Genomic DNA, 18,060 nt, shown 5'->3' on the forward strand with positions numbered 1-18,060 from the left:
GCGGATCGCGGGTGGAGAGGACAGACCACATGTCGGGAATCGAGACCACCGGATCGAAACGCCTCGTCCTGGTTTCCGGGCGCGCCCACCCCGCGCTCGCCGAGCAGATCGCCGAGGAGCTCGGCACCGAGCTCATGCCGACCGATGCGCGCACGTTCGCGAACGGCGAGCTGTATGCCCGCTTCGATGAGAGCGTGCGGGGAACGGATGCCTTCGTGATCCAGTCGCACTCGGCGCCGATCAACGAGTGGCTCATGGAGCAGCTCATCATGATCGACGCGCTGAAGCGCGCCTCGGCGAAACGCATCACGGTCGTCGCGCCGTTCTACCCGTACGCCCGTCAGGACAAGAAGGGCCGCGGGCGGGAGCCCATCTCGGCGCGCCTCGTGGCCGACCTCTTCAAGGCGGCCGGAGCCGACCGGATCATGTCGATCGACCTGCACGCCGCGCAGATCCAGGGGTTCTTCGACGGACCGGTCGACCACCTCTTCGCCATGCCGGTGCTGCTCGAGCACTTCAAGGAGAAGCTCGACCCCGAAACCCTCACGGTCGTCTCGCCCGACATGGGCCGCGTGCGCGTCGCCGACATCTGGAGCGACAAGCTCGGCGCGCCGCTTGCCATCATCCACAAGCGGCGCGACCCGCTCGTGCCCAACCAGGTCTCGGTGCACGAGATCGTCGGCGAGGTGCACGGCCGGGTGTGCCTGCTCGTCGACGACCTCATCGACACCGGTCGCACCATCGTGAAGGCCGCCGAGGCGCTGAAGGCGAACGGCGCGATCGGCGTCGTCGTCGCCGCGACGCACGCCGTGTTCTCGAACCCGGCGACGCAGATCCTCCAGTCGGACTTCATCGACAGCGTCGTCGTCACCGACACCCTCCCTGTACCGGAAGAGAAGCGGTGGGATCGGCTCACCGTGCTTCCGATCGCGCCGCTCCTCGCTCGCGCCATCCACGAGGTCTTCGAGGACGGCTCGGTGACGAGCATGTTCGACGGCGCGGCCTAGGCGCACGATGGCGATCACCACACCGCGACCCTGGCTGGCCAGCTACGCCGAGGGCGTGCCGCACGACATCGAGGAGCAGGACGGCTCGCTCTACGATCTCGTGCGGGGCTCCGTCGAGCAGTACGGCGACCACGTCGCGCTCGAGTTCTTCCGTGCCACCACGACCTACGCCGAGCTCGGCGACCAGATCGAACGCGCCGCCGAGGGGCTGCGCCTGCTGGGCGTGCAGAAGGGCGATCCCGTCGCGCTCGTACTGCCGAACTGCCCGCAGCACATCGTCGCGTTCTACGCGGTGCTCCGCCTCGGCGCCATCGTCGTCGAGCACAACCCGCTGTACACGCCGCGAGAGCTGCGCCACCAGTTCGAGGACCACGGCGCCCGTGTGGTGATCGCCTGGGACAAGGTGGTCGCCACCATCCAGGCCTTCCCGGCGGATGTCGCGGTGCAGTCGATCATCTCGGTCGACGTCACGCGCGCCATGCCGTTCCTCACCCGGTTCATGCTCCGGCTGCCCGTCGCGAAGGCACGGGAGTCCCGCGCTGCGCTCACCACGAAGGTGCGCGGTGCGATGCCGTGGCGCGAGCTCGTGGCATCCGCCCCCATCGATGGCCACATCATCGGCCCCGAGGCCGGTGACGTCGCGCTCATCCAGTACACGAGCGGCACCACCGGCAGCCCGAAGGGCGCCACGCTCACGCACGCGAACCTCGGCGCGAACGCGGCTCAGGCGCGCGCCTGGGTGCCGCAGATCGAACGCGGCACGTCGGTCGTCTACGCCGTGCTGCCGATGTTCCATGCCTACGGGCTCACGCTCTGCCTCGCGTTCGCGATGAGCATGGGCTCGCGGCTCGTGCTGTTCCCGAGGTTCGATCCCGACCTCGTGCTCAAGGTGATCACGCGGCATCCGCCGACCTTCTTCCCCGCCGTGCCGCCGATCTACGACCGGCTGACGAAGGCGGCCGCCGCCGAGGGCGTCTCGCTGCAGGGCATCCAGATCGCGATCTCCGGCGCGATGCCGCTGTCGGCCGATGTGGTCGAGCCGTGGGAGGCCGCGACCGGCGGGTACCTCGTCGAGGGCTACGGCCTGTCGGAGACCTCGCCCGTGCTGATGGCCAACCCGGTGGCGCCCACCCGCAAGGCCGGCACCGTGGGCCTGCCGCTGCCCTCCACCGAGGTGCGTGTCGTCGACCCCGACGAGCCCACCGTCGACCGCGAACCGGGCGCAGAGGGCGAGCTCATCGTGCGCGGCCCGCAGGTGTTCTCGGGGTACTGGCGCAAGCCCGAGGAGACCGAGGCGGTGTTCGTGCCCGCCGACGACGGCGGCGCGGACTGGTTCCGCACGGGCGACATCGTGGCGATCGACGACGAGGGCTTCGTGCGCGTCGTCGATCGCATCAAGGAGCTCATCATCACGGGCGGCTTCAACGTGGCGCCGAGCGAGGTCGAGGAGGCCATCCGCGCCCACCCCGACATCGAGGACTGCGCCGTGGTGGGCCTGCCCGACGAGCACTCGGGCGAGCAGGTCGTCGCGGTCGTGGTGCTGAAGGACGGCGCCTCGTTCGACGAGACGGCCATCCGCGACTTCGCACGCGGCGGGCTCACCGCCTACAAGGTGCCGAAGCGGGTCGTGCAGGCCGACGACCTGCCGCGGTCGCTCATCGGCAAGGTGCTGCGCCGCCAGGTGCGCAACGGCCTGCTCGAGGGCTGAGGCCGGTCGTGCCGTTCCTGTCCGCCGACGCAGCCCGTGAGCTCGCGCGCCTCGCAGAGCTCGAGGCGGGGTCGGCGGATCCCGCGCCGCTCGAGCGGCTGCGCGGCATCCGCTCGCTCGTGGCCGCCCTCGACGCCGACCCGGTCGCCTTGGACGCGGTGCGCGAGGCCCTCGACGGGGGCGCGACGTGGGACGACGTGGCGGATGCCGCGGGCCTCAGCCCGTCGGCGGCGAAGTACCGCTGGGCGGGCGACGACGCCGCCATCGCGCACCGCCAGGAGGCGAGCCGGAAGCGCAAGCGCGAACGGCCGTCGAGCGTACCCGCCGACCTGCCCGGTCTCTCGGTCGCGGAGGCGGCGAAGCGGCTCGGCGTGACCCCGCAGGCGATCTACCAGCGCGTGGCGCGCGGGCTCCTCGAGGCGCTGACCGTTGAATTGCCCGACGGGCGCAGCTACAAGCGGGTGTTCCTCGCGGAGACGCCTCCGGCAGAGGAGGAGTGACGCGGGACGCCACGGGCCCGCGTCACTTGCATCACCGGTATCCCTCCGTCACCAGGCGACGGGTCCGGATGCCGCGACGAACGACCCGGTCGGGCCGTCGGCCCCGATCGTCGCCATGCCGACGATGATCGCGGCGCCCTCTGCCACGGACTGGATGCCTCGATGGCCGTTGAGGTCGGTTGCGGTGTAGCCGGGGTCCACGACGTTGACGCGGAACCGCGGCAGACCTTTCGCGTACTGCGAGGTGATCATGTTCACCGCGGTCTTCGAGGACGGATAGCCGATGCCGACGAGGGTGGACTCGAGCCGCTCGGGGTCCGTCGTGACGGCGAGCGAGCCCATGCCGCTGCCCACGTTGACGACGACGGGCGCCGTCGACCGCTCGAGCAGGGGGATGAACGCGTGCATCATGCGGACGATGCCGAAGACGTTCGTCTCGTAGACGCGCAGCACGTCGTCGGCGCGGGTGTCGCGCGGCGGCGAGAGCGACCCCGCGATGCCGGCGTTGTTCACGAGCACGTCGAGCACGCCCTCGCGTTCCTCGATGAGGGCGGCCGCCGCGGCCACGGAGGTGTCGTCGGTGACGTCGAGGGTGAGGTGCCGCGCGCCGAGCGCGGCGGCGGCGGCCTCGCCGCGACCGGGGTCGCGGGCGCCGAGGTAGACGGTGTGGCCGGCCCCGAGGAGTGCGCGGGCGGTTTCGAATCCGAGGCCTTTGTTGCCGCCGGTGATGAGGGTGATGGTCATATCCTCATCGTCGGATGCCGGGGGGAGCCTGCCCAGTCGTCTCGTCATCCTGGGACCGGCGGTACCAGCTTCGCGGTCGTGATCCGCGGCATACTCGAAGGATGAGCAGTGAGGGGCGGGAGCTCGGACGGATGCTGCGCGTCTGGCGCGACCGCGTCGATCCCGGCGAGGCCGGCATCCCGGTCGGCCCCAAGCGGCGATCCGCCGGCCTTCGACGTGAAGAGGTCGCGCTCGCGGCGGGCGTGTCGGTTGACTACCTCACGCGGCTCGAACAGGGACGCTCGCAACATCCGTCGCCGCAGGTGCTTTCTGCGCTGGCCCGCACGCTTCGGCTGAGCACCGCGGAACGCGATCACCTGTTCCTGCTCGCCGGCCTCCTCGCACCGACGGCCGGCACCGTCGATGCGCACCTGACGCCGGGGGTGCAACGCCTCGTCGAGCGGATGCGCGACCTGCCGGTCGCGGTCTTCGACGCGCGCTGGTCGCTCATCACCTCGAGTCCGCTGTGGGACGCGCTCATGGGCGCGCCACTCGCCGGCGATGCTCGTGGGCGCAACCTCCCTTGGCAGATCTTCCTCGGCTCACCGGGCCGGGTGCGCCACAGTCCAGACGAGCGGCGGGCACTCGAGTCCGAGGTCGTCGCCGACCTCCGTCAGGCGAGCGCCCGCTACCCGCGCGATCGCGAGCTCGCCGACCTCGTGCACGGGCTTCGGGCGGAATCGCCCAGGTTCGCCGAGCTCTGGGAGCGCGCCGAAGTGACTGCGCACACGGCCGACCGCAAGACGATCGAGCACCCCGAAGTCGGAACGCTCACGCTCGACTGCGACGTGCTCACCGTGCAGGGAGCCGACCTGCGGATCGTCGCCTACTCCGCCGTGGCCGGCAGCGCCGATGCTGCGGCGCTCGACCTGCTTCGGGTCATCGGAGGGGTGCCGCACGCCGAGTCCCACGCCCGAGCCCAGGCTCGATGATGCCCGGCGGCTGGCTTGGGCTGCCGTCGCTCCCGGCGATGCGCCGTCACACGTCACGCTCGTCGGGCGGGACCGGCCGTGGCGCGGCGGGCAGCAGCCCGAGGTTCGCGAGGAGGGTGGCGACGCCGCCGTCCGACACGGAGAAGCACTCCCAGCCCGGCCCGCCCGGCGCGAAGACCTCGAACGACGTGCGGAATCCGGCCGCGCTCGTGTCGTACGCGGCGACGTAGACGGCGCACACCCGGTCGGCGGCGGACTTCGCCACGCCGTACGCCGAGAGCACGAGGGGGAGCACCAGCGCGCCGAGCGCGACGAGCACGGCGACGCGCAGCGCCTTCTGTCGGCGCTGGCCGGGCGTGGGCGCGTCGTCCCAGGGGTCGGGCTCGAGCTCAGGATGCCGCTCGCTCATGCTGCACCGCCTCCGACGAAGACCGACGCCACGCCCGGCATCCGCTCGCCCCTTCGCTCGCTCCCCACCTAGTGCGAGGAGGGCGCGGTCTCGATCTCGCTGTGGTCGCCCGACCAGAGCGTGTGGAACACGCCCGGCTTGTCGACGCGCTTGTAGGTGTGTGCCCCGAAGAAGTCGCGCTGGCCCTGGATGAGCGCGGCCGGGAGCCGCTTCGCGCGCAGGCCGTCGTAGTACGCGAGCGACGACGAGAAAGCGGGGGTGGGGATACCGGCCTGCGCGGCGATCGCGATGACACGGCGCCAGCTCTCCTGCGCGCCGGCGACCGCATCGCGGAAGTACGGGGCGACCACGAGGGCGACGAGCGACGGGTCGTCGGCGTACGCCTCGGCGATGCGGTTGAGGAAGCGCGCGCGGATGATGCAACCCGCACGCCAGATCTTGGCGATGTCGCCCTTCCTGATGTCCCAGCCGAACTGCTCGGCGCCGGCGACGATCTCATCGAAGCCCTGCGAGTACGCGATGATCTTCGAGGCGTACAGGGCGCGGCGCACGTCCTCGATGAACGCGTCGGCGTCGGCCTCGGCCACCTTCCACTCGCTCGAGGGACCGGGCAGGTCGGATGCCGCGTCGCGCTGCGCGCGCTTGGACGAGAGGCTGCGCGCGAACACGGCCTCGGCGATGCCCGAGGTCGGCACGCCGAGGTCGAGGGCGTTCTGCACGGTCCACGCGCCGGTGCCCTTGGCGCCCGCCTCGTCGAGGATGACGTCGACGAGCGGCTCGCCCGTCGCGGCATCCGTCTGGCGCAGCACCTCGGCGGTGATCTCGATGAGGTAGCTCTCGAGCTCGCCGGTGTTCCACTCGGCGAAGACGTCGGCGATCTCGGCGGGGCTCTTGCCCGTGCCCTGGCGGATGAGGTCGTAGGCCTCGGCGATGAGCTGCATGTCGGCGTACTCGATGCCGTTGTGCACCATCTTCACGAAGTGGCCGGCGCCGTCGGTGCCGACATGCGTGACGCACGGCTCGCCGTCGGGCGCGACCGCCGCGATCGTGCGAAGGATCGGGCCGAGCGTCTCGTATGCCTCGGCGGTGCCGCCGGGCATGATCGAGGGGCCGTTGAGCGCGCCCTCCTCGCCGCCCGAGACGCCCATGCCGACGAAGTGGATGCCGGTGGGCTTGATCTCGGTCTCGCGGCGGATCGTGTCGTGGAAGTTCGCGTTGCCGCCGTCGACGATGATGTCGCCCGGCTCGAAACGGGAGACGAGCTCGGAGATCACGGCGTCGGTGCCCTTGCCGGCCTGCACCATGATGATCGCGGTGCGCGGCTTCGCGAGCGAGGCGACGAACTCGTCGTAGCCCTCGGAGGCGACGAAGTCCGCTTCGGGGTGCTCGGAGGTCAGCGTGCGGGTGCGCCCGGGAGTGCGGTTGAACACCGCCACGGAGTTGCCCTCGCGGCTCGCGAGGTTGCGGGCGAGGTTCGACCCCATCACCGCGAGTCCGACGACGCCGATGTTTGCTGATCCGTTTGCAGGCACGAACACTCTCCTCGTGGGTTCTGGGGGGTCGCCTCCAGCGTACTGTGAGCGCGGCTCACCGTTGCGCGCTGTTGCTGTGAGGGCCGGATGCCGCGGCACCGTGTGGGCTAGCCTGCACGCATGACCGACGACGCCGATCCGCCCCGCCTCGTCGTCATGGGTCCGAGCGGCGCCGGCAAGTCCGTGGTGGGCGCCGCGCTCGCCGACCGCCTCGCCGAGCGCTTCCCCGGCGTCGAGTTCGTCGACGCCGACGACCTGCACCCGACGTCGAACGTCGAGAAGATGCGCCACGGCATCCCGCTGGACGACGACGACCGGTGGCCGTGGCTCCGGCTGGTGGGGGAGGCGCTCGCGGCGGGCGATGGCGGCCGCGTGGTGGCGTGCTCTGCGCTGCGACGGGCGTACCGTGACGCCATCCGTTCGGCCTGTCCCGATGCGGAGTTCGTGGAACTCGTCGTGCCTGCCCGTGAGCTCGACGAGCGCGTCGGCGGCCGCCCCGGCCACTTCATGCCCGCCGCGCTGCTCGTGTCGCAGCTCGATGCCCTCGAGCCCCTGGGCGCCGACGAACCGGGCGTGCGCGTCGAGAATGTCGGGCCCGTCGAGACGGTCGTCACGCGCGCGATCGCAGCGCTCCGGCCGGGCTGGTAGACTCTCCCCTTGGTCTTCCGTGCTCAGGCGCGGGGGCTGGCAACTTCGGCGAGGGAGGCCCGGGTCGTTCGCGAGAGCGAGCGGCGGGGCATCCGTGATCGACGCGGTGGAACCAGGCTTCACGGCTTTTCCTCACGCACCAGCGCATGTCACATGCCGCGCGTTCGAGTCGAAACAACAGACACACGATCTGGGCCGCGAGCCCGCTAGGAGAACCACCATGGACGAAGAGAACAAGGTCGTCGCAGACCCGCGCGAGACGTTCGGCAAGGGCGCGGCCCGCAAGATCCGCGCCGCCGGCAAGATCCCTGCCGTGCTCTACGGCCACGGCACCGACCCGCAGCACCTCACGCTCCCCGGCCACCAGGTCGGGCTGCTCATCCGCAAGGCGAACGCCGTGCTCGACCTGCAGATCGCGGGCAAGAGCCAGATCGCCCTCGTGAAGGACGTGCAGAAGGACCCGGTGCACCAGGTCATCGAGCACATCGACCTCATCGTCATCAGGCGCGGCGAGAAGGTCCAGGTCGAGGTGCCCGTGCACCTCGAGGGCGAGTCGTACCCCGGCACCATCGCCGATCTCGATGCCAAGACCCTCCTGCTCGAGGTCGAGGCGACGCGCATCCCCGAGAACATCGTCGTGTCGATCGAGGGTCTCGAGGACGGCTCGCAGATCCACGCCACCGAGGTCGAGCTGCCCGCGGGCGCGACGCTCGTGAGCGACCCCGAGACGCTCGTCGTGCTCGTGCACGTGCCGCAGAAGGTCGACCTGGGTGAGGAGGCCGCCGAGGCCGCCGCCGAGGAGGCCGCCGAGGCCGAGGCGCCCGTCGCCGAGGAGGCTGCGGCCGAGTCGGCCGAGTAGCCACCGCGCGACCACGCGCACGGGGCCTGCGGCACCGCATCCGGGTACTCTCGGAGGCGGGCCACAGGCCCCGTTCCACTTCCCCGTTCGTTTCCACGCAGTCGAGAGGAGCCGTGTGATGGGTCTCCTCGATCGGCTGCGCCCCCGCCGGAAGGACGACGCCGTGGCTGACAACACGTGGCTCGTGGTGGGGCTCGGCAATCCCGGGCCCCAGTACGCCGGCAACCGGCACAACGTCGGCCAGATGGTCGCCGACGAGCTCTCGGCACGCATCGGCGCCGCCTTCAAGACGCATAAGACGCCGTCGCGGGTGGCCGAGGGCTTCCTCGGCCCGGGCGGCCCGAAGCTCGTGATCGCGAAGCCGAACGGCTACATGAACGTCTCAGGCGGCCCGGTGTCGGCGCTGCTCAAGTACTACTCGGTGCCCGTCGACCGACTCATCGTCATCCACGACGAGCTCGACATCCCCTTCGACACCGTGCGGCTGAAGCAGGGAGGCGGCCACGGCGGCCACAACGGCATCCGCGACGTCTCGAAGGCGACCGGCGCGGGTCCGTTCACGCGCGTGCGAGTCGGCATCGGCCGCCCGCCCGGCCGCCAGGACGCGGCCGATTTCGTGCTGAAGGACTTCTCGGGCACCGAGCGCCAGGCGCTGCCGAACCTGCTGTCGGATGCCGCGGACGCCGTCGAGGCGATCGTGTCGGAGGGCATCGTGGCCGCGCAGCAGCGGTTCCACTCGCCGGCCTGAGCGACTGCGCCTCGGCGCCGGCGTTCGACCCTCGTCGGAGCCGACCCCGCTCAGATGAGGCCGCGGAGGAAGTCCTCTGGCGAGACGCCCTCGCTCCTCGCCCGCTGCAGCAGCCGCTCGTACTCCTCGGTCGAGAGCTCGATCGTGAGCGCGTGCCACGGCTCTGCGGGCTCATCGAGCACGAAGAGCGCGTCGTCATCGTCGTCGGATGCCACCTCGAACGCACCATCGGGGCCTTCATCGACGTCGGGCTCGACGTCACCGGGCCACTCGACGATCTCGTCCACCTGGATCGGGACCGAGGGTGGGCCGTCATAGGTCCACCCCGGCCCGGACGGCACCGACGTGGCTCCGCGGCGGTAGGCCTCCGCGACCGCGCGCGCCCGGGCATCCGCCGCCTCGTTGAGGGTGTGGCCGACGTGTCCCTTCACCCACTCGAACCGATAGCGGCGGCCGGCCAGCACGGCGTCGAGCTGCTGGAGCAACTCGACGTTCATGACCGGCTTGCCGTCGGCCTTGCGCCACCCCTTGCGCTTCCACCCGGCCATCCACCTCGTCACGGCGTTGATCACGTACTGGCTGTCGCACAGCACGTGCACCTCGTCGTCGAGGTGCGCCGTCGCGCGGAAGAGCTCGAGCACCGCCGTGAGCTCGGCCTGGTTGTTCGTCGCGTGCGGCCACCCGCCCGCGGCCCAGCACCCGTCGTCCACGTACCAGGCCCAGCCGGCGGGGCCGGGGTTTCCGAGAGCCGATCCGTCGGCAGCGGCGATGATCACAGGGGTCCCTTCGAGCGCGGTGCGCGCTCATCGTATCGGGAGCCCGGAACTCGGCGGGCGAGTTGCATCCGCGCTCAGCGGACGGCGGCGGCCGCGTCGGAGGCCGCGCGTAGACTCGTACGGTGATCCTGCAGGGCTTGAACACGGCGCTTTCGCGCGCCTCCACAATCGACGGCGCACTCGCCGAGGCCCTGCGGAATGCCGACTTCTCGGCGCCCGCCGGCATCGACGCGTCCCTCCTGGCCGGCCTCCTGCAGCGTCGAGCCGAGGCCGGACTGCCGCCGGCGCTGCTCGTCATCACCGCGACGAGCCGGGAGGGGGAGTCGGTGCGATCGTCGATCGCGCCCTACCTCGACGGTGCCGAGGTCCTCGAGTTCCCCGCATGGGAGACGCTGCCGCACGAGCGGCTGAGCCCGTCGGCCGAGACGGTCGGTCGCCGCCTGCACGCCCTGCGCCGCATGCGCGAGTGGGCCGAGGCCGGCTCGCGGCATCCGCTCGTCGTCGTCGCCTCGGTGCGGGCGGCGCTGCAGCCGCTCGCCGACAACCTCGCCGAGCTCGCGCCGATCGAGCTCGTCGCGGGCGGCCGGGGGTACGACCTCGCCGACCTCGCCACCCACCTCGTCGACCTCGCCTACTCGCGCGTCGACATGGTCGCCCGGCGCGGCGAGTTCGCCGTGCGCGGCGGCATCCTCGACGTGTTCCCGCCCACCGCCGATCACCCCGTGCGGGTGGAGTTCTTCGGCGACGAGGTCGAGGAGCTGCGCGCGTTCTCCGTCGCCGACCAGCGGTCGCTGCCCGGCGCGGTCGAGCGGGTTCAGCTCGCCCCGAGCCGGGAGCTCCTGCTGACCCCGGCCGTCCGGCAGCGCGCCCGCGAGATGGTGCACGAGTTCCCGAGCCTCGCCGGCCTGCTCGAGAAGGTCGCGGAGGGCATCCCGGTCGAGGGCATGGAGTCGCTCGCCCCAGCCCTGCTCGAGCGATTGGTGCCGCTCGCCCACTACCTGCCCGAGGGGGCCGCCGTCGCCGTGCTCCAACCCGAGCGCGTCACCGGCCGGGCGGTCAGCCTCGCCGAGACGAATCGCGAGTTCCTCGGCGCGGCGTGGAGCGCCGCCACCGCCGGCGCGGAGGCGCCGATCGACCCTTCGACGTGGCTCAGGACAAGCCTCGCGGCCGGCGATTTCCTCACCGTCCGCGAGTTCCGTCGGGCGGCGCTGTTCAGCGCACCGGGCGAGCCCGACCCGCGGCGGGTGTGGTGGACGTTCTCGAGCTTCGACATGGGCGATGCCGCCGAGGTCGTGGCTGCATCGTCGGATGCCGCGGCAGCCGAGGCGGCGGCGGGTGTCGCGTCCGAGTACGTGCGCGTCGCCGCGAACGCGATGCCGACCTTCGCGGGCAACGTCGCCGGTGCGGTCGACCACGCCGGAGAGCGTCTGCGCGACGGGTGGAGCCTCGTCGTCGCATCCGCAGGGCACGGACTCGTGGAGCGCGCCCGCGACGTGCTCGCCGAGGCGGGGCTCGCCGCACGCATCGTCGAGCAGGTCCCGGCCGAGCTCGAACCGGGCGTCGCCTACCTCGTCCAGGCCGACGCATCACGAGGGTTCGAGGTGCCCGAGGCGAAGCTCTCGCTCATCGCCGAGGCCGAGTTCTACGGGCGCGCCGCCGGGTATGACGCGCGCCAGAGCAACAAGCTCGCCACCCGCCGGCGCAACGTCGTCGACCCGTTGCAGTTGAAGGCGGGCGACCACGTCGTGCACCAGACGCACGGCATCGGCCGCTTCGTCGAGATGGTGCAGCGCGAGGTCGCGACCGGCAGCCGCCCGACCGGTCCCAGCCGCACCGCCGGCATCCAGCAGGCTCCGACCGCGGTGAGGGAGTACCTCGTGCTCGAGTACGCGCCGTCGAAGCGCGGCCAGCCGGGCGACAAGCTGTTCGTGCCGACCGACCAGCTCGACCTGCTGAGCCGCTACGTCGGCGGCGAGGCGCCGGCGCTGTCGAAGATGGGCGGCAGCGACTGGGCGCAGGCGAAGGGCCGCGCTCGCAGGGCCGTGCGCGAGATCGCGGTCGAGCTCGTGAAGCTCTACTCGGCGCGCATGGCCGCCAAGGGTCACGCGTTCGGCCCCGACACCCCGTGGCAGCACGAGCTCGAGGAGGCGTTCCCGTTCGCCGAGACGCCCGACCAGCTGCAGACCATCGACGAGGTGAAGGCCGACATGCAGCGGCCGATCCCCATGGATCGACTCCTCGCGGGCGACGTGGGCTTCGGCAAGACCGAGGTCGCGGTGCGCGCCGCGTTCAAGGCCATCCAGGAGGGCAAGCAGGTCGCGATGCTCGTGCCGACGACCCTGCTGGTGAGGCAGCACTTCGAGACCTTCGGCGAGCGGTTCGCGGGATTCCCCGTGCACGTGCGCGCGCTGTCGCGGTTCCAGTCCGACAAGGAGGTGCGCGAGACCGTCGCGGGCCTCGCCGACGGCACGGTCGACATGGTCATCGGCACCCATCGCATCCTCACCGAGCAGGTGAAGTTCAAGGACGTGGGCCTCCTCATCATCGACGAGGAGCAGCGGTTCGGCGTCGAGCACAAGGACGCGCTGAAGAAGCTCAAGACCAACGTCGACATCCTCGCCATGAGCGCCACGCCCATTCCGCGCACGCTCGAGATGGCCGTCACCGGCATCCGCGAGATGTCCACGCTGGCCACGCCGCCCGAGGACCGCCACCCGATCCTCACGTTCGTGGGCCCGTACTCCGAACAGCAGGTCGCCGCGGCGATCCGGCGCGAGATGCTCCGCGAGGGCCAGGTGTTCTTCGTGCACAACCGCGTGTCCTCCATCAACCGGATCGCCGCGCAACTCTCCGAGCTCGTGCCAGAGGCGCGCATCGCCGTCGCGCACGGGCAGCTCAACGAGCACCTGCTCGAGCAGATCGTGGTCGACTTCTGGGAGCGCAAGTTCGACGTGCTCGTCTCGACGACGATCATCGAGACCGGCCTCGACATCTCCAACGCCAACACGATCATCATCGACCGGGCCGACAAGTACGGCCTCTCGCAGCTGCACCAGCTCCGCGGCCGCGTCGGCCGCGGTCGCGAGCGCGCCTACGCGTACTTCCTCTGGGATCCGCAGAAGCCGCTCTCCGAGACGGCGCACGACCGGCTGTCGACCATCGCGGCGAACAACGAGCTCGGCAGCGGCATGCAGGTCGCCCTGAAGGACCTCGAGATCCGTGGCGCCGGCAACCTGCTCGGCGCCGAGCAGGCCGGGCACATCGCGGGCGTGGGCTTCGACCTCTACCTGCGCATGATCGGTGAGGCCGTGTCGGCGTTCCGGGGCGACGTGGCCGACGGGCAGACCGAGCTGCGGCTCGAGCTGCCGGTCGACGCGCACATCCCCGAGGACTACGTCGACTCCGAGCGGCTGCGCCTCGAGGCCTACCAGAAGCTCTCCGCGGCGAGCGGACCGGCCGCGAAGGAGGGGCAGATCGACGCCGTCCTCGACGAGCTCGTCGACCGCTACGGCGCGCCGCCCGACGCCGTGAAGCACCTCGTCGCGATCTCGCGGCTCCGCCGCCGGGCGCAGCTCGCGGGCCTCTCCGACGTCATCGCCACCGGCTCCAAGCTGCGCATCGCACCCGCGAACATCCCCGACTCGCGCCGCGTGCGGCTCGAGCGGCTCTACCCGGGCGCCAGGCACTTCGCCCAGAACGACGTCATCCTCGTGCCGTTCCCCACGCCCGGCGGCGAGCTGCCCGACGACGCCGATCTCATCGATTGGGTGTCGAAGCTCGTCACGGCGATCTTCCCGGTGCCGGATGCCGCAGTCGAGGCATCCGAGGCATCCGCCACCGCCTGACGGGAGCGACGATGAGCCGACGACTCAGATGAGCAACGCGACCGTGACCAATCCGGTCGTCGTCATGGTGACCGTGTAGGGCAGGGCCATCCACAGCATCCGGCCGAACCCCAGCCGGATGAGTGGTGCCAGCGCTGACGTGAGCAGGAACAGGAAGGCGGCCTGGCCGTTCGGGGTCGCAACACTCGGGATGTTCGTGCCCGCGTTCACGACGATCGCGAGCGACTCGAACTGCTCATGCGTGATCGAACCGGCGTCGAAGGCCTGAGCGATCTCCGTGATGTAGACGGTCGCGACGAAGACGTTGTCGGTCACGGCCGAGAGCGCACCCGCCGCGACGAACAGCATGGCCCCCTGCTGTGGTCCGTCTTGAGCGAGCACGAAGTCGATCACGGGCGTGAACAGTCCCTGATCATCGATGACGGCGACGATGGCGAAGAACGTCACGAGCAGCGCGGTGAACGGCAGCGCCTCCTGGAAGGCGCGCCCGAGCGAGGGTTCGTTCGTGACGCCGTTGAACGCGGTCGCAACGACGATCACCATGAGGCCGACCAGTCCGACCTCCGCGAGTTGGAACGCAAGCGAGACGACGAGCAGGACCGCGGTGATCGCCTGGATCGTGAGTCTGGCCTTCTGGCGGGGCCCCCTTCGGGCCGCCTCCCGGCGCTCCCACCGCTCCATCACCTCGCGCACCGACGGGGGAAGCTCCACGCCGTAGCCGAACCAGCGGGTCTTCTCGACCAGGACCGTGGTGAGCAGCCCGACGATGAGCAGCGGGAGCGAAACCGGCAGCATGCGCACGAGGAACTCGACGAAGCCCCATCCGACGAGTTGGCCGATGAGGAGGTTCTGGGGCTCGCCCACGATCGTGACGAGTCCACCCAGAGCCGTCCCGACCGCTGCGTGCATCATGATGTTGCGCAGGAAGCCGCGGAAGCGATCCAGATCGCCCTTCATCGGGTCGTTCACCAGCTCGTCGTCGGCATGATCATGCTCGTCGTCGAAGCCGCGATCCGAGGCGAAACGGTGGTAGACCGCGTAGAGCCCGGTCGCCACCGCGATGATGACGGCGACCACGGTGAGCGCGTTGAGGAAGGCTGAGAGCAACGCCGTCGCGCCGACGAAGGTGAGCGAGAGCATGAGCTTCGAGCGCACGGCGACCAGCAGCTTCGTGAACACCACCAGCAGCACGTCCCGCAAGAAGTAGATGCCCGCGACCATGAAGATCAGCAGCAGGATGACGGAGAAGTTCGCCGCGGTCTCGTCGTACACGCTCTCGGCGCTGGTCATGCCGATGATGACCCCCTCGATCGCGATGAGGCCCCCGGGCTGGAGCGGGTAGCACTTCAGCGCCATGACCAGGGTGAAGATGAACTCCGCCACGAACACCCACCCGGTGATGAAGGGACCGGATGCGAGGAGCACGAACGGATTCAGCACCAGGAACGCGACGATCGTCGCCTTGTACCAATCGGGGGCCTCGCCGAGGAAGTTGCGCGTCACCGCTCTCAGGAACTCGCGAACCATGCGCGTACCTCCTCCGTATCCGTCTGTTGTCCGGTCGTGTCGTCGCCGGGGGGCCTCAATGCGCGAATGGGCCCCCCACGCCGGCATGCTCGCCGCGGCGGCGGTATCGCCGTGACTGCAGATTGACGGCGACGCTGGAGAGGACGATCGCCACGCCGGAGCCGAGGAGCACCGCGAGCGTTCCCTCGTCGGCGACCCCGGGCCGACCGGCGAACGCGAGCTCGTTCATGAGGAGCGAAACGGTGAAGCCGATGCCGCCGAGCGCGCCCACGATGGCGAGGTCGCTGAGACGGAGCGGCGTGCCGCTCTTCGGTCGCGCCACGAACCCACCGAGGGCGCCCACGACCGTGATGCCGATGAACTTGCCGACGGGCAGGCCGATGAGGATGCCCCAGAATGCAGGATCGAGGGCGCTCGGGCTCACCCGCGGCACCACGACCATCGCCGCCGAGAATGCGAACAGCGGGAGGATGACGCCGTTCGACCACGGCTCGAGCGCGTGCGCCGAGCGACCGCCGGGTCGCCTGGCCATCACGAGGCCGAGCGCGACGCCTGCGACCGTCGCGTGCACGCCCGACCGGTACACGAAGTACCAGGCGAGCACGGCGAGCACCGTGAGCACGACGATGATGGGCCAATGCGGCCGGCGCGACAGGATCCAGGGCGACCGGGGCTTCATCAGGCGACTGAATGCACCGAACAGCGCGATCGCCATGGTGGCGAACCCGAGCGAGGCGAAGTCGACGTCGCTGGTGAAGAAGAACGCGATGATGAGGATCGCGATGAGGTCGTCGAGCACTGCGAGGGCCAGCAGGAACACGCGCACGCGCGTCGGGAGGAATGTGCCGAAGATCGCGAGCACGCCCAGCGCGAAGGCGATGTCCGTCGCGGTGGGGATCGGCCAGCCGTCGACCGTGTCGGTGCCCGCGGTGAACGCCACGAAGATCACGGCCGGAACGACGACGCCGCCCACGGCGGCGATCGCGGGCGCCATGGCCTTCGAGGGACTGTTGAGCTCGCCGATCACGAGCTCGCGCTTGAGCTCGACCGCCACGATGAAGAAGAAGATCGCGAGCAGTCCGTCGCTGATCCAGTGGCCGGCCGAGAGGTCGAGACCGATCCAGGTCAGGTCGAGGTGTTCGTCCTTGAGCTCGATGAGCCGGGGTCCGAACGGGAGGTTGGCGATCACGAGGCCGAGCACCGCGGCGATGAGCAGGAGGGCGGCCGACATACGCTCGGAGCGGAGGAAGTTCATGAGACTCCTGTTCGGCGGCGCCCGTCGATGGCGGTGCGGCGTGGGCAACGACGGCGGTCTCCCGCCGGCCGACCAGTCTTCCCGGCGCTCCGCCTCCGATACTATCGGGCGGCTCCCGACCCTCGCGGGCATCCCACGACCGAGCGTTTAGCATGGCTGCGAGGGCGCGTCCGCCCGGAGGGGAGCGATCGTGGGAGACATCCGACACGGGAACACGACGGAGTCCACCCCGCCCGAGACCAGGCGGCTCGACGAGCTGATCGAGACCGTCGCATTGCTCCGCGCCCCCGGCGGATGCCCCTGGGACGCCGACCAGACGCACGCCTCGCTCGTGCAGTACCTCGTCGAGGAGAGCTGGGAGCTCATCGACGCGATCGAGTCGGGCGACCGCGACGAGATGATCGAGGAGCTCGGCGACGTGCTCTACCAGGTGCTGTTCCACGCCGACATCGCCGCCCACACCCCCGGTGAGGACTTCGACATCCAGGATGTCGCGGCGCACATGACGGCGAAGATGGTGTCGCGGCATCCGCACGTCTTCGGCGGCGACCGCACGGCCGAGACGGCCGACGACGTCGTCTCGTTCTGGGATGAGCTGAAGGCCGACGAGAAGCCGCACCGCACCAGCGTGCTCGACGGGATCCCGCGGGGCATGCCCGCGCTCGCGCTGGCGCAGAAGGTGCTCGGCAAGGCCGAGAAGGTCGGCGTGGGAGCCGCGTCCGCGCCGCGGACGAACGCGTCCGCGTCGACGGTGACGGATGCCGCTGCGTCGCCCGCGCCCGCCACGGAGGAGGAGCTCGGCCGCGCGCTGCTCGCGCTCGTGGCATCCGCTCGCTCGCAGGGACTCGACGCGGAGCGGGCCCTGCGCCACGCGGTGCGAGGACTCGAGGACGACGTGCGCGCCGCGGAGCGGGGTTCCGGGGAGTAGCCCGAGTCGGCCGTCAGGCCACTCGGCTCCCGGTCGGCAGGCGCGCGCCGCCCACTGAGGGGTCGCGCGCGACCGCGGGGGCAGCGTACGGTCGGGGCAGGGTCATCGACGAGGAGGGGTCCATGGGCATCGAGGAGGAACGGCTCGCCGAGTTCTTCGACGCGTATGCCGCTGCGCTCCGCGAGTTCGACGCCGACGCCACCGCGCAGCTCTGGGGCCTGCCGGGCATGATCGTGACCGACGACTTCGCCGGCGCGCTCGAGAGCCGGGCCGACATGGCCGCGGGACTCGCGTCGTCGTATCCGGTCTACCGCATGCTCGGGCTCGAGTCGGCACTGCCGGAGATCCGTGCGGTGAGCGCCCTCACCGACCGCATCGCGACGGTACGGGTGCGCTGGAGCTATCTCGACGCCGATGACGACCTCATCGTCACCACCGATTACGAGTACCTCGTGCGCGACGACGCCGACGGGTTGCACGTCTACCTCGCCGTGGGCATCGACGAGGCCGAGGCGCTCCAGCGGGCGGCGCGCATCCGCGGCGTCGACCTCGACCTGTTCGGCTGAGGCGTGCGCGTGCGCGCGGCGCACGCGCAGGTGCGCC

At 70.8% G+C, this 18,060-nt stretch carries 16 protein-coding genes; 10 read left to right on the top strand and 6 right to left on the bottom strand.

The annotated features are described in order from the left end of the window. Positions 1-29 precede the first annotated feature (29 nt). From ASG80_RS19890 to ASG80_RS19900, 3 genes are read left to right on the top strand one after another with little or no spacing between them, the layout of a single operon-like run. Positions 30-1,007 carry a ribose-phosphate diphosphokinase gene (locus ASG80_RS19890; protein WP_056734003.1) on the top strand — a complete coding sequence of 326 codons (978 nt, stop codon included), beginning with the start codon at positions 30-32 and terminating at the stop codon, positions 1,005-1,007. A 7-nt stretch (positions 1,008-1,014) separates the two neighbouring features. Then, positions 1,015-2,715 (top strand): long-chain-fatty-acid--CoA ligase, encoded by a 1,701-nt coding sequence (locus tag ASG80_RS19895; RefSeq protein ID WP_056734006.1) that lies wholly within the window; start codon positions 1,015-1,017, stop codon positions 2,713-2,715. 8 nt (positions 2,716-2,723) lie between these two features. Then, positions 2,724-3,215, top strand: a complete 492-nt coding sequence (locus ASG80_RS19900) for a hypothetical protein (protein ID WP_056734008.1) — start codon at positions 2,724-2,726, stop codon at positions 3,213-3,215. 48 nt (positions 3,216-3,263) lie between these two features. Here ASG80_RS19900 and ASG80_RS19905 read toward each other — a convergent pair whose 3' ends face one another. Then, complete coding sequence (locus tag ASG80_RS19905) at positions 3,264-3,959, bottom strand: SDR family NAD(P)-dependent oxidoreductase (protein WP_056734010.1); 696 nt, start codon at positions 3,957-3,959, stop codon at positions 3,264-3,266. Between the two features lie 101 nt (positions 3,960-4,060). Between ASG80_RS19905 and ASG80_RS19910 the strand changes: the two genes are divergently transcribed. After that, complete coding sequence (locus ASG80_RS19910; RefSeq protein WP_056734012.1) at positions 4,061-4,930, top strand: helix-turn-helix transcriptional regulator; 870 nt, start codon at positions 4,061-4,063, stop codon at positions 4,928-4,930. 46 nt (positions 4,931-4,976) lie between these two features. Here the strand turns inward: ASG80_RS19910 and ASG80_RS19915 are convergent, their stop codons facing one another. Both ASG80_RS19915 and gndA read right to left on the bottom strand, forming a co-directional pair. After that, the gene (locus tag ASG80_RS19915) at positions 4,977-5,339 is read right to left on the bottom strand and encodes a hypothetical protein (RefSeq protein ID WP_056734014.1); all 363 of its coding nucleotides are present in this window, start codon (positions 5,337-5,339) and stop codon (positions 4,977-4,979) included. Positions 5,340-5,407: 68 nt separating this feature from the next. Further along, positions 5,408-6,871, bottom strand: a complete 1,464-nt coding sequence (gene gndA, locus ASG80_RS19920) for an NADP-dependent phosphogluconate dehydrogenase (RefSeq protein WP_255355617.1) — start codon at positions 6,869-6,871, stop codon at positions 5,408-5,410. 120 nt (positions 6,872-6,991) lie between these two features. Between gndA and ASG80_RS19925 the strand changes: the two genes are divergently transcribed. From ASG80_RS19925 to pth, 3 genes are all read left to right on the top strand, one after another. Then, positions 6,992-7,519, top strand: a complete 528-nt coding sequence (locus ASG80_RS19925; RefSeq protein WP_056734016.1) for a gluconokinase — start codon at positions 6,992-6,994, stop codon at positions 7,517-7,519. 220 nt (positions 7,520-7,739) lie between these two features. After that, the gene (locus ASG80_RS19930) at positions 7,740-8,378 is read left to right on the top strand and encodes a 50S ribosomal protein L25/general stress protein Ctc (protein ID WP_056734018.1); all 639 of its coding nucleotides are present in this window, start codon (positions 7,740-7,742) and stop codon (positions 8,376-8,378) included. Positions 8,379-8,496: 118 nt separating this feature from the next. Further along, the gene (gene pth / locus ASG80_RS19935; RefSeq protein WP_056734020.1) at positions 8,497-9,126 is read left to right on the top strand and encodes an aminoacyl-tRNA hydrolase; all 630 of its coding nucleotides are present in this window, start codon (positions 8,497-8,499) and stop codon (positions 9,124-9,126) included. Positions 9,127-9,176: 50 nt separating this feature from the next. Here the strand turns inward: pth and ASG80_RS19940 are convergent, their stop codons facing one another. Further along, entirely contained in the window at positions 9,177-9,902 is a 726-nt protein-coding gene (locus ASG80_RS19940) for a ribonuclease H (RefSeq protein ID WP_056734022.1), read from the bottom strand. Positions 9,903-10,024: 122 nt separating this feature from the next. On the opposite strand from ASG80_RS19940, the gene mfd reads away from it, so the two are divergent. Then, positions 10,025-13,747: a transcription-repair coupling factor gene (gene mfd, locus ASG80_RS19945; protein WP_056734024.1), complete on the top strand. Its 3,723-nt coding sequence runs from the start codon at positions 10,025-10,027 to the stop codon at positions 13,745-13,747. A 24-nt stretch (positions 13,748-13,771) separates the two neighbouring features. Here mfd and nhaB read toward each other — a convergent pair whose 3' ends face one another. Beyond that, positions 13,772-15,274 (bottom strand): sodium/proton antiporter NhaB, encoded by a 1,503-nt coding sequence (nhaB, locus tag ASG80_RS19950; RefSeq protein ID WP_056734026.1) that lies wholly within the window; start codon positions 15,272-15,274, stop codon positions 13,772-13,774. Positions 15,275-15,329: 55 nt separating this feature from the next. Next, on the bottom strand, positions 15,330-16,529 hold the full coding sequence (locus ASG80_RS19955) for a Na+/H+ antiporter NhaA (RefSeq protein WP_056734028.1): 1,200 nt from the start codon (positions 16,527-16,529) through the stop codon (positions 15,330-15,332). A 190-nt stretch (positions 16,530-16,719) separates the two neighbouring features. On the opposite strand from ASG80_RS19955, the gene ASG80_RS19960 reads away from it, so the two are divergent. Beyond that, a complete protein-coding gene (locus tag ASG80_RS19960; RefSeq protein WP_056734030.1) occupies positions 16,720-17,457 on the top strand; it encodes a MazG family protein in 738 nt (245 codons plus the stop codon). A 122-nt stretch (positions 17,458-17,579) separates the two neighbouring features. Next, complete coding sequence (locus tag ASG80_RS19965; RefSeq protein WP_200952640.1) at positions 17,580-18,023, top strand: hypothetical protein; 444 nt, start codon at positions 17,580-17,582, stop codon at positions 18,021-18,023. Positions 18,024-18,060: the final 37 nt, after the last annotated feature.

The organism is Agromyces sp. Soil535 (genome assembly GCF_001428255.1).
In the GTDB taxonomy this organism is placed as follows: domain Bacteria; phylum Actinomycetota; class Actinomycetes; order Actinomycetales; family Microbacteriaceae; genus Agromyces.

What these genes read in the sequence shown, in the direction of transcription:
- ASG80_RS19930 (WP_056734018.1), top strand. Translation starts at nt 7,740, where the DNA reads ATGGACGAAGAGAACAAGGTCGTCGCAGACCCGCGCGAGACGTTCGGC.
- pth (WP_056734020.1), top strand. Translation starts at nt 8,497, where the DNA reads ATGGGTCTCCTCGATCGGCTGCGCCCCCGCCGGAAGGACGACGCCGTG.
- nhaB (WP_056734026.1), bottom strand. Translation starts at nt 15,274, where the DNA reads ATGGTTCGCGAGTTCCTGAGAGCGGTGACGCGCAACTTCCTCGGCGAG.
- ASG80_RS19895 (WP_056734006.1), top strand. Translation starts at nt 1,015, where the DNA reads ATGGCGATCACCACACCGCGACCCTGGCTGGCCAGCTACGCCGAGGGC.
- ASG80_RS19925 (WP_056734016.1), top strand. Translation starts at nt 6,992, where the DNA reads ATGACCGACGACGCCGATCCGCCCCGCCTCGTCGTCATGGGTCCGAGC.
- ASG80_RS19910 (WP_056734012.1), top strand. Translation starts at nt 4,061, where the DNA reads ATGAGCAGTGAGGGGCGGGAGCTCGGACGGATGCTGCGCGTCTGGCGC.
- ASG80_RS19955 (WP_056734028.1), bottom strand. Translation starts at nt 16,529, where the DNA reads ATGAACTTCCTCCGCTCCGAGCGTATGTCGGCCGCCCTCCTGCTCATC.
- ASG80_RS19890 (WP_056734003.1), top strand. Translation starts at nt 30, where the DNA reads ATGTCGGGAATCGAGACCACCGGATCGAAACGCCTCGTCCTGGTTTCC.
- ASG80_RS19915 (WP_056734014.1), bottom strand. Translation starts at nt 5,339, where the DNA reads ATGAGCGAGCGGCATCCTGAGCTCGAGCCCGACCCCTGGGACGACGCG.
- ASG80_RS19965 (WP_200952640.1), top strand. Translation starts at nt 17,580, where the DNA reads ATGGGCATCGAGGAGGAACGGCTCGCCGAGTTCTTCGACGCGTATGCC.
- ASG80_RS19905 (WP_056734010.1), bottom strand. Translation starts at nt 3,959, where the DNA reads ATGACCATCACCCTCATCACCGGCGGCAACAAAGGCCTCGGATTCGAA.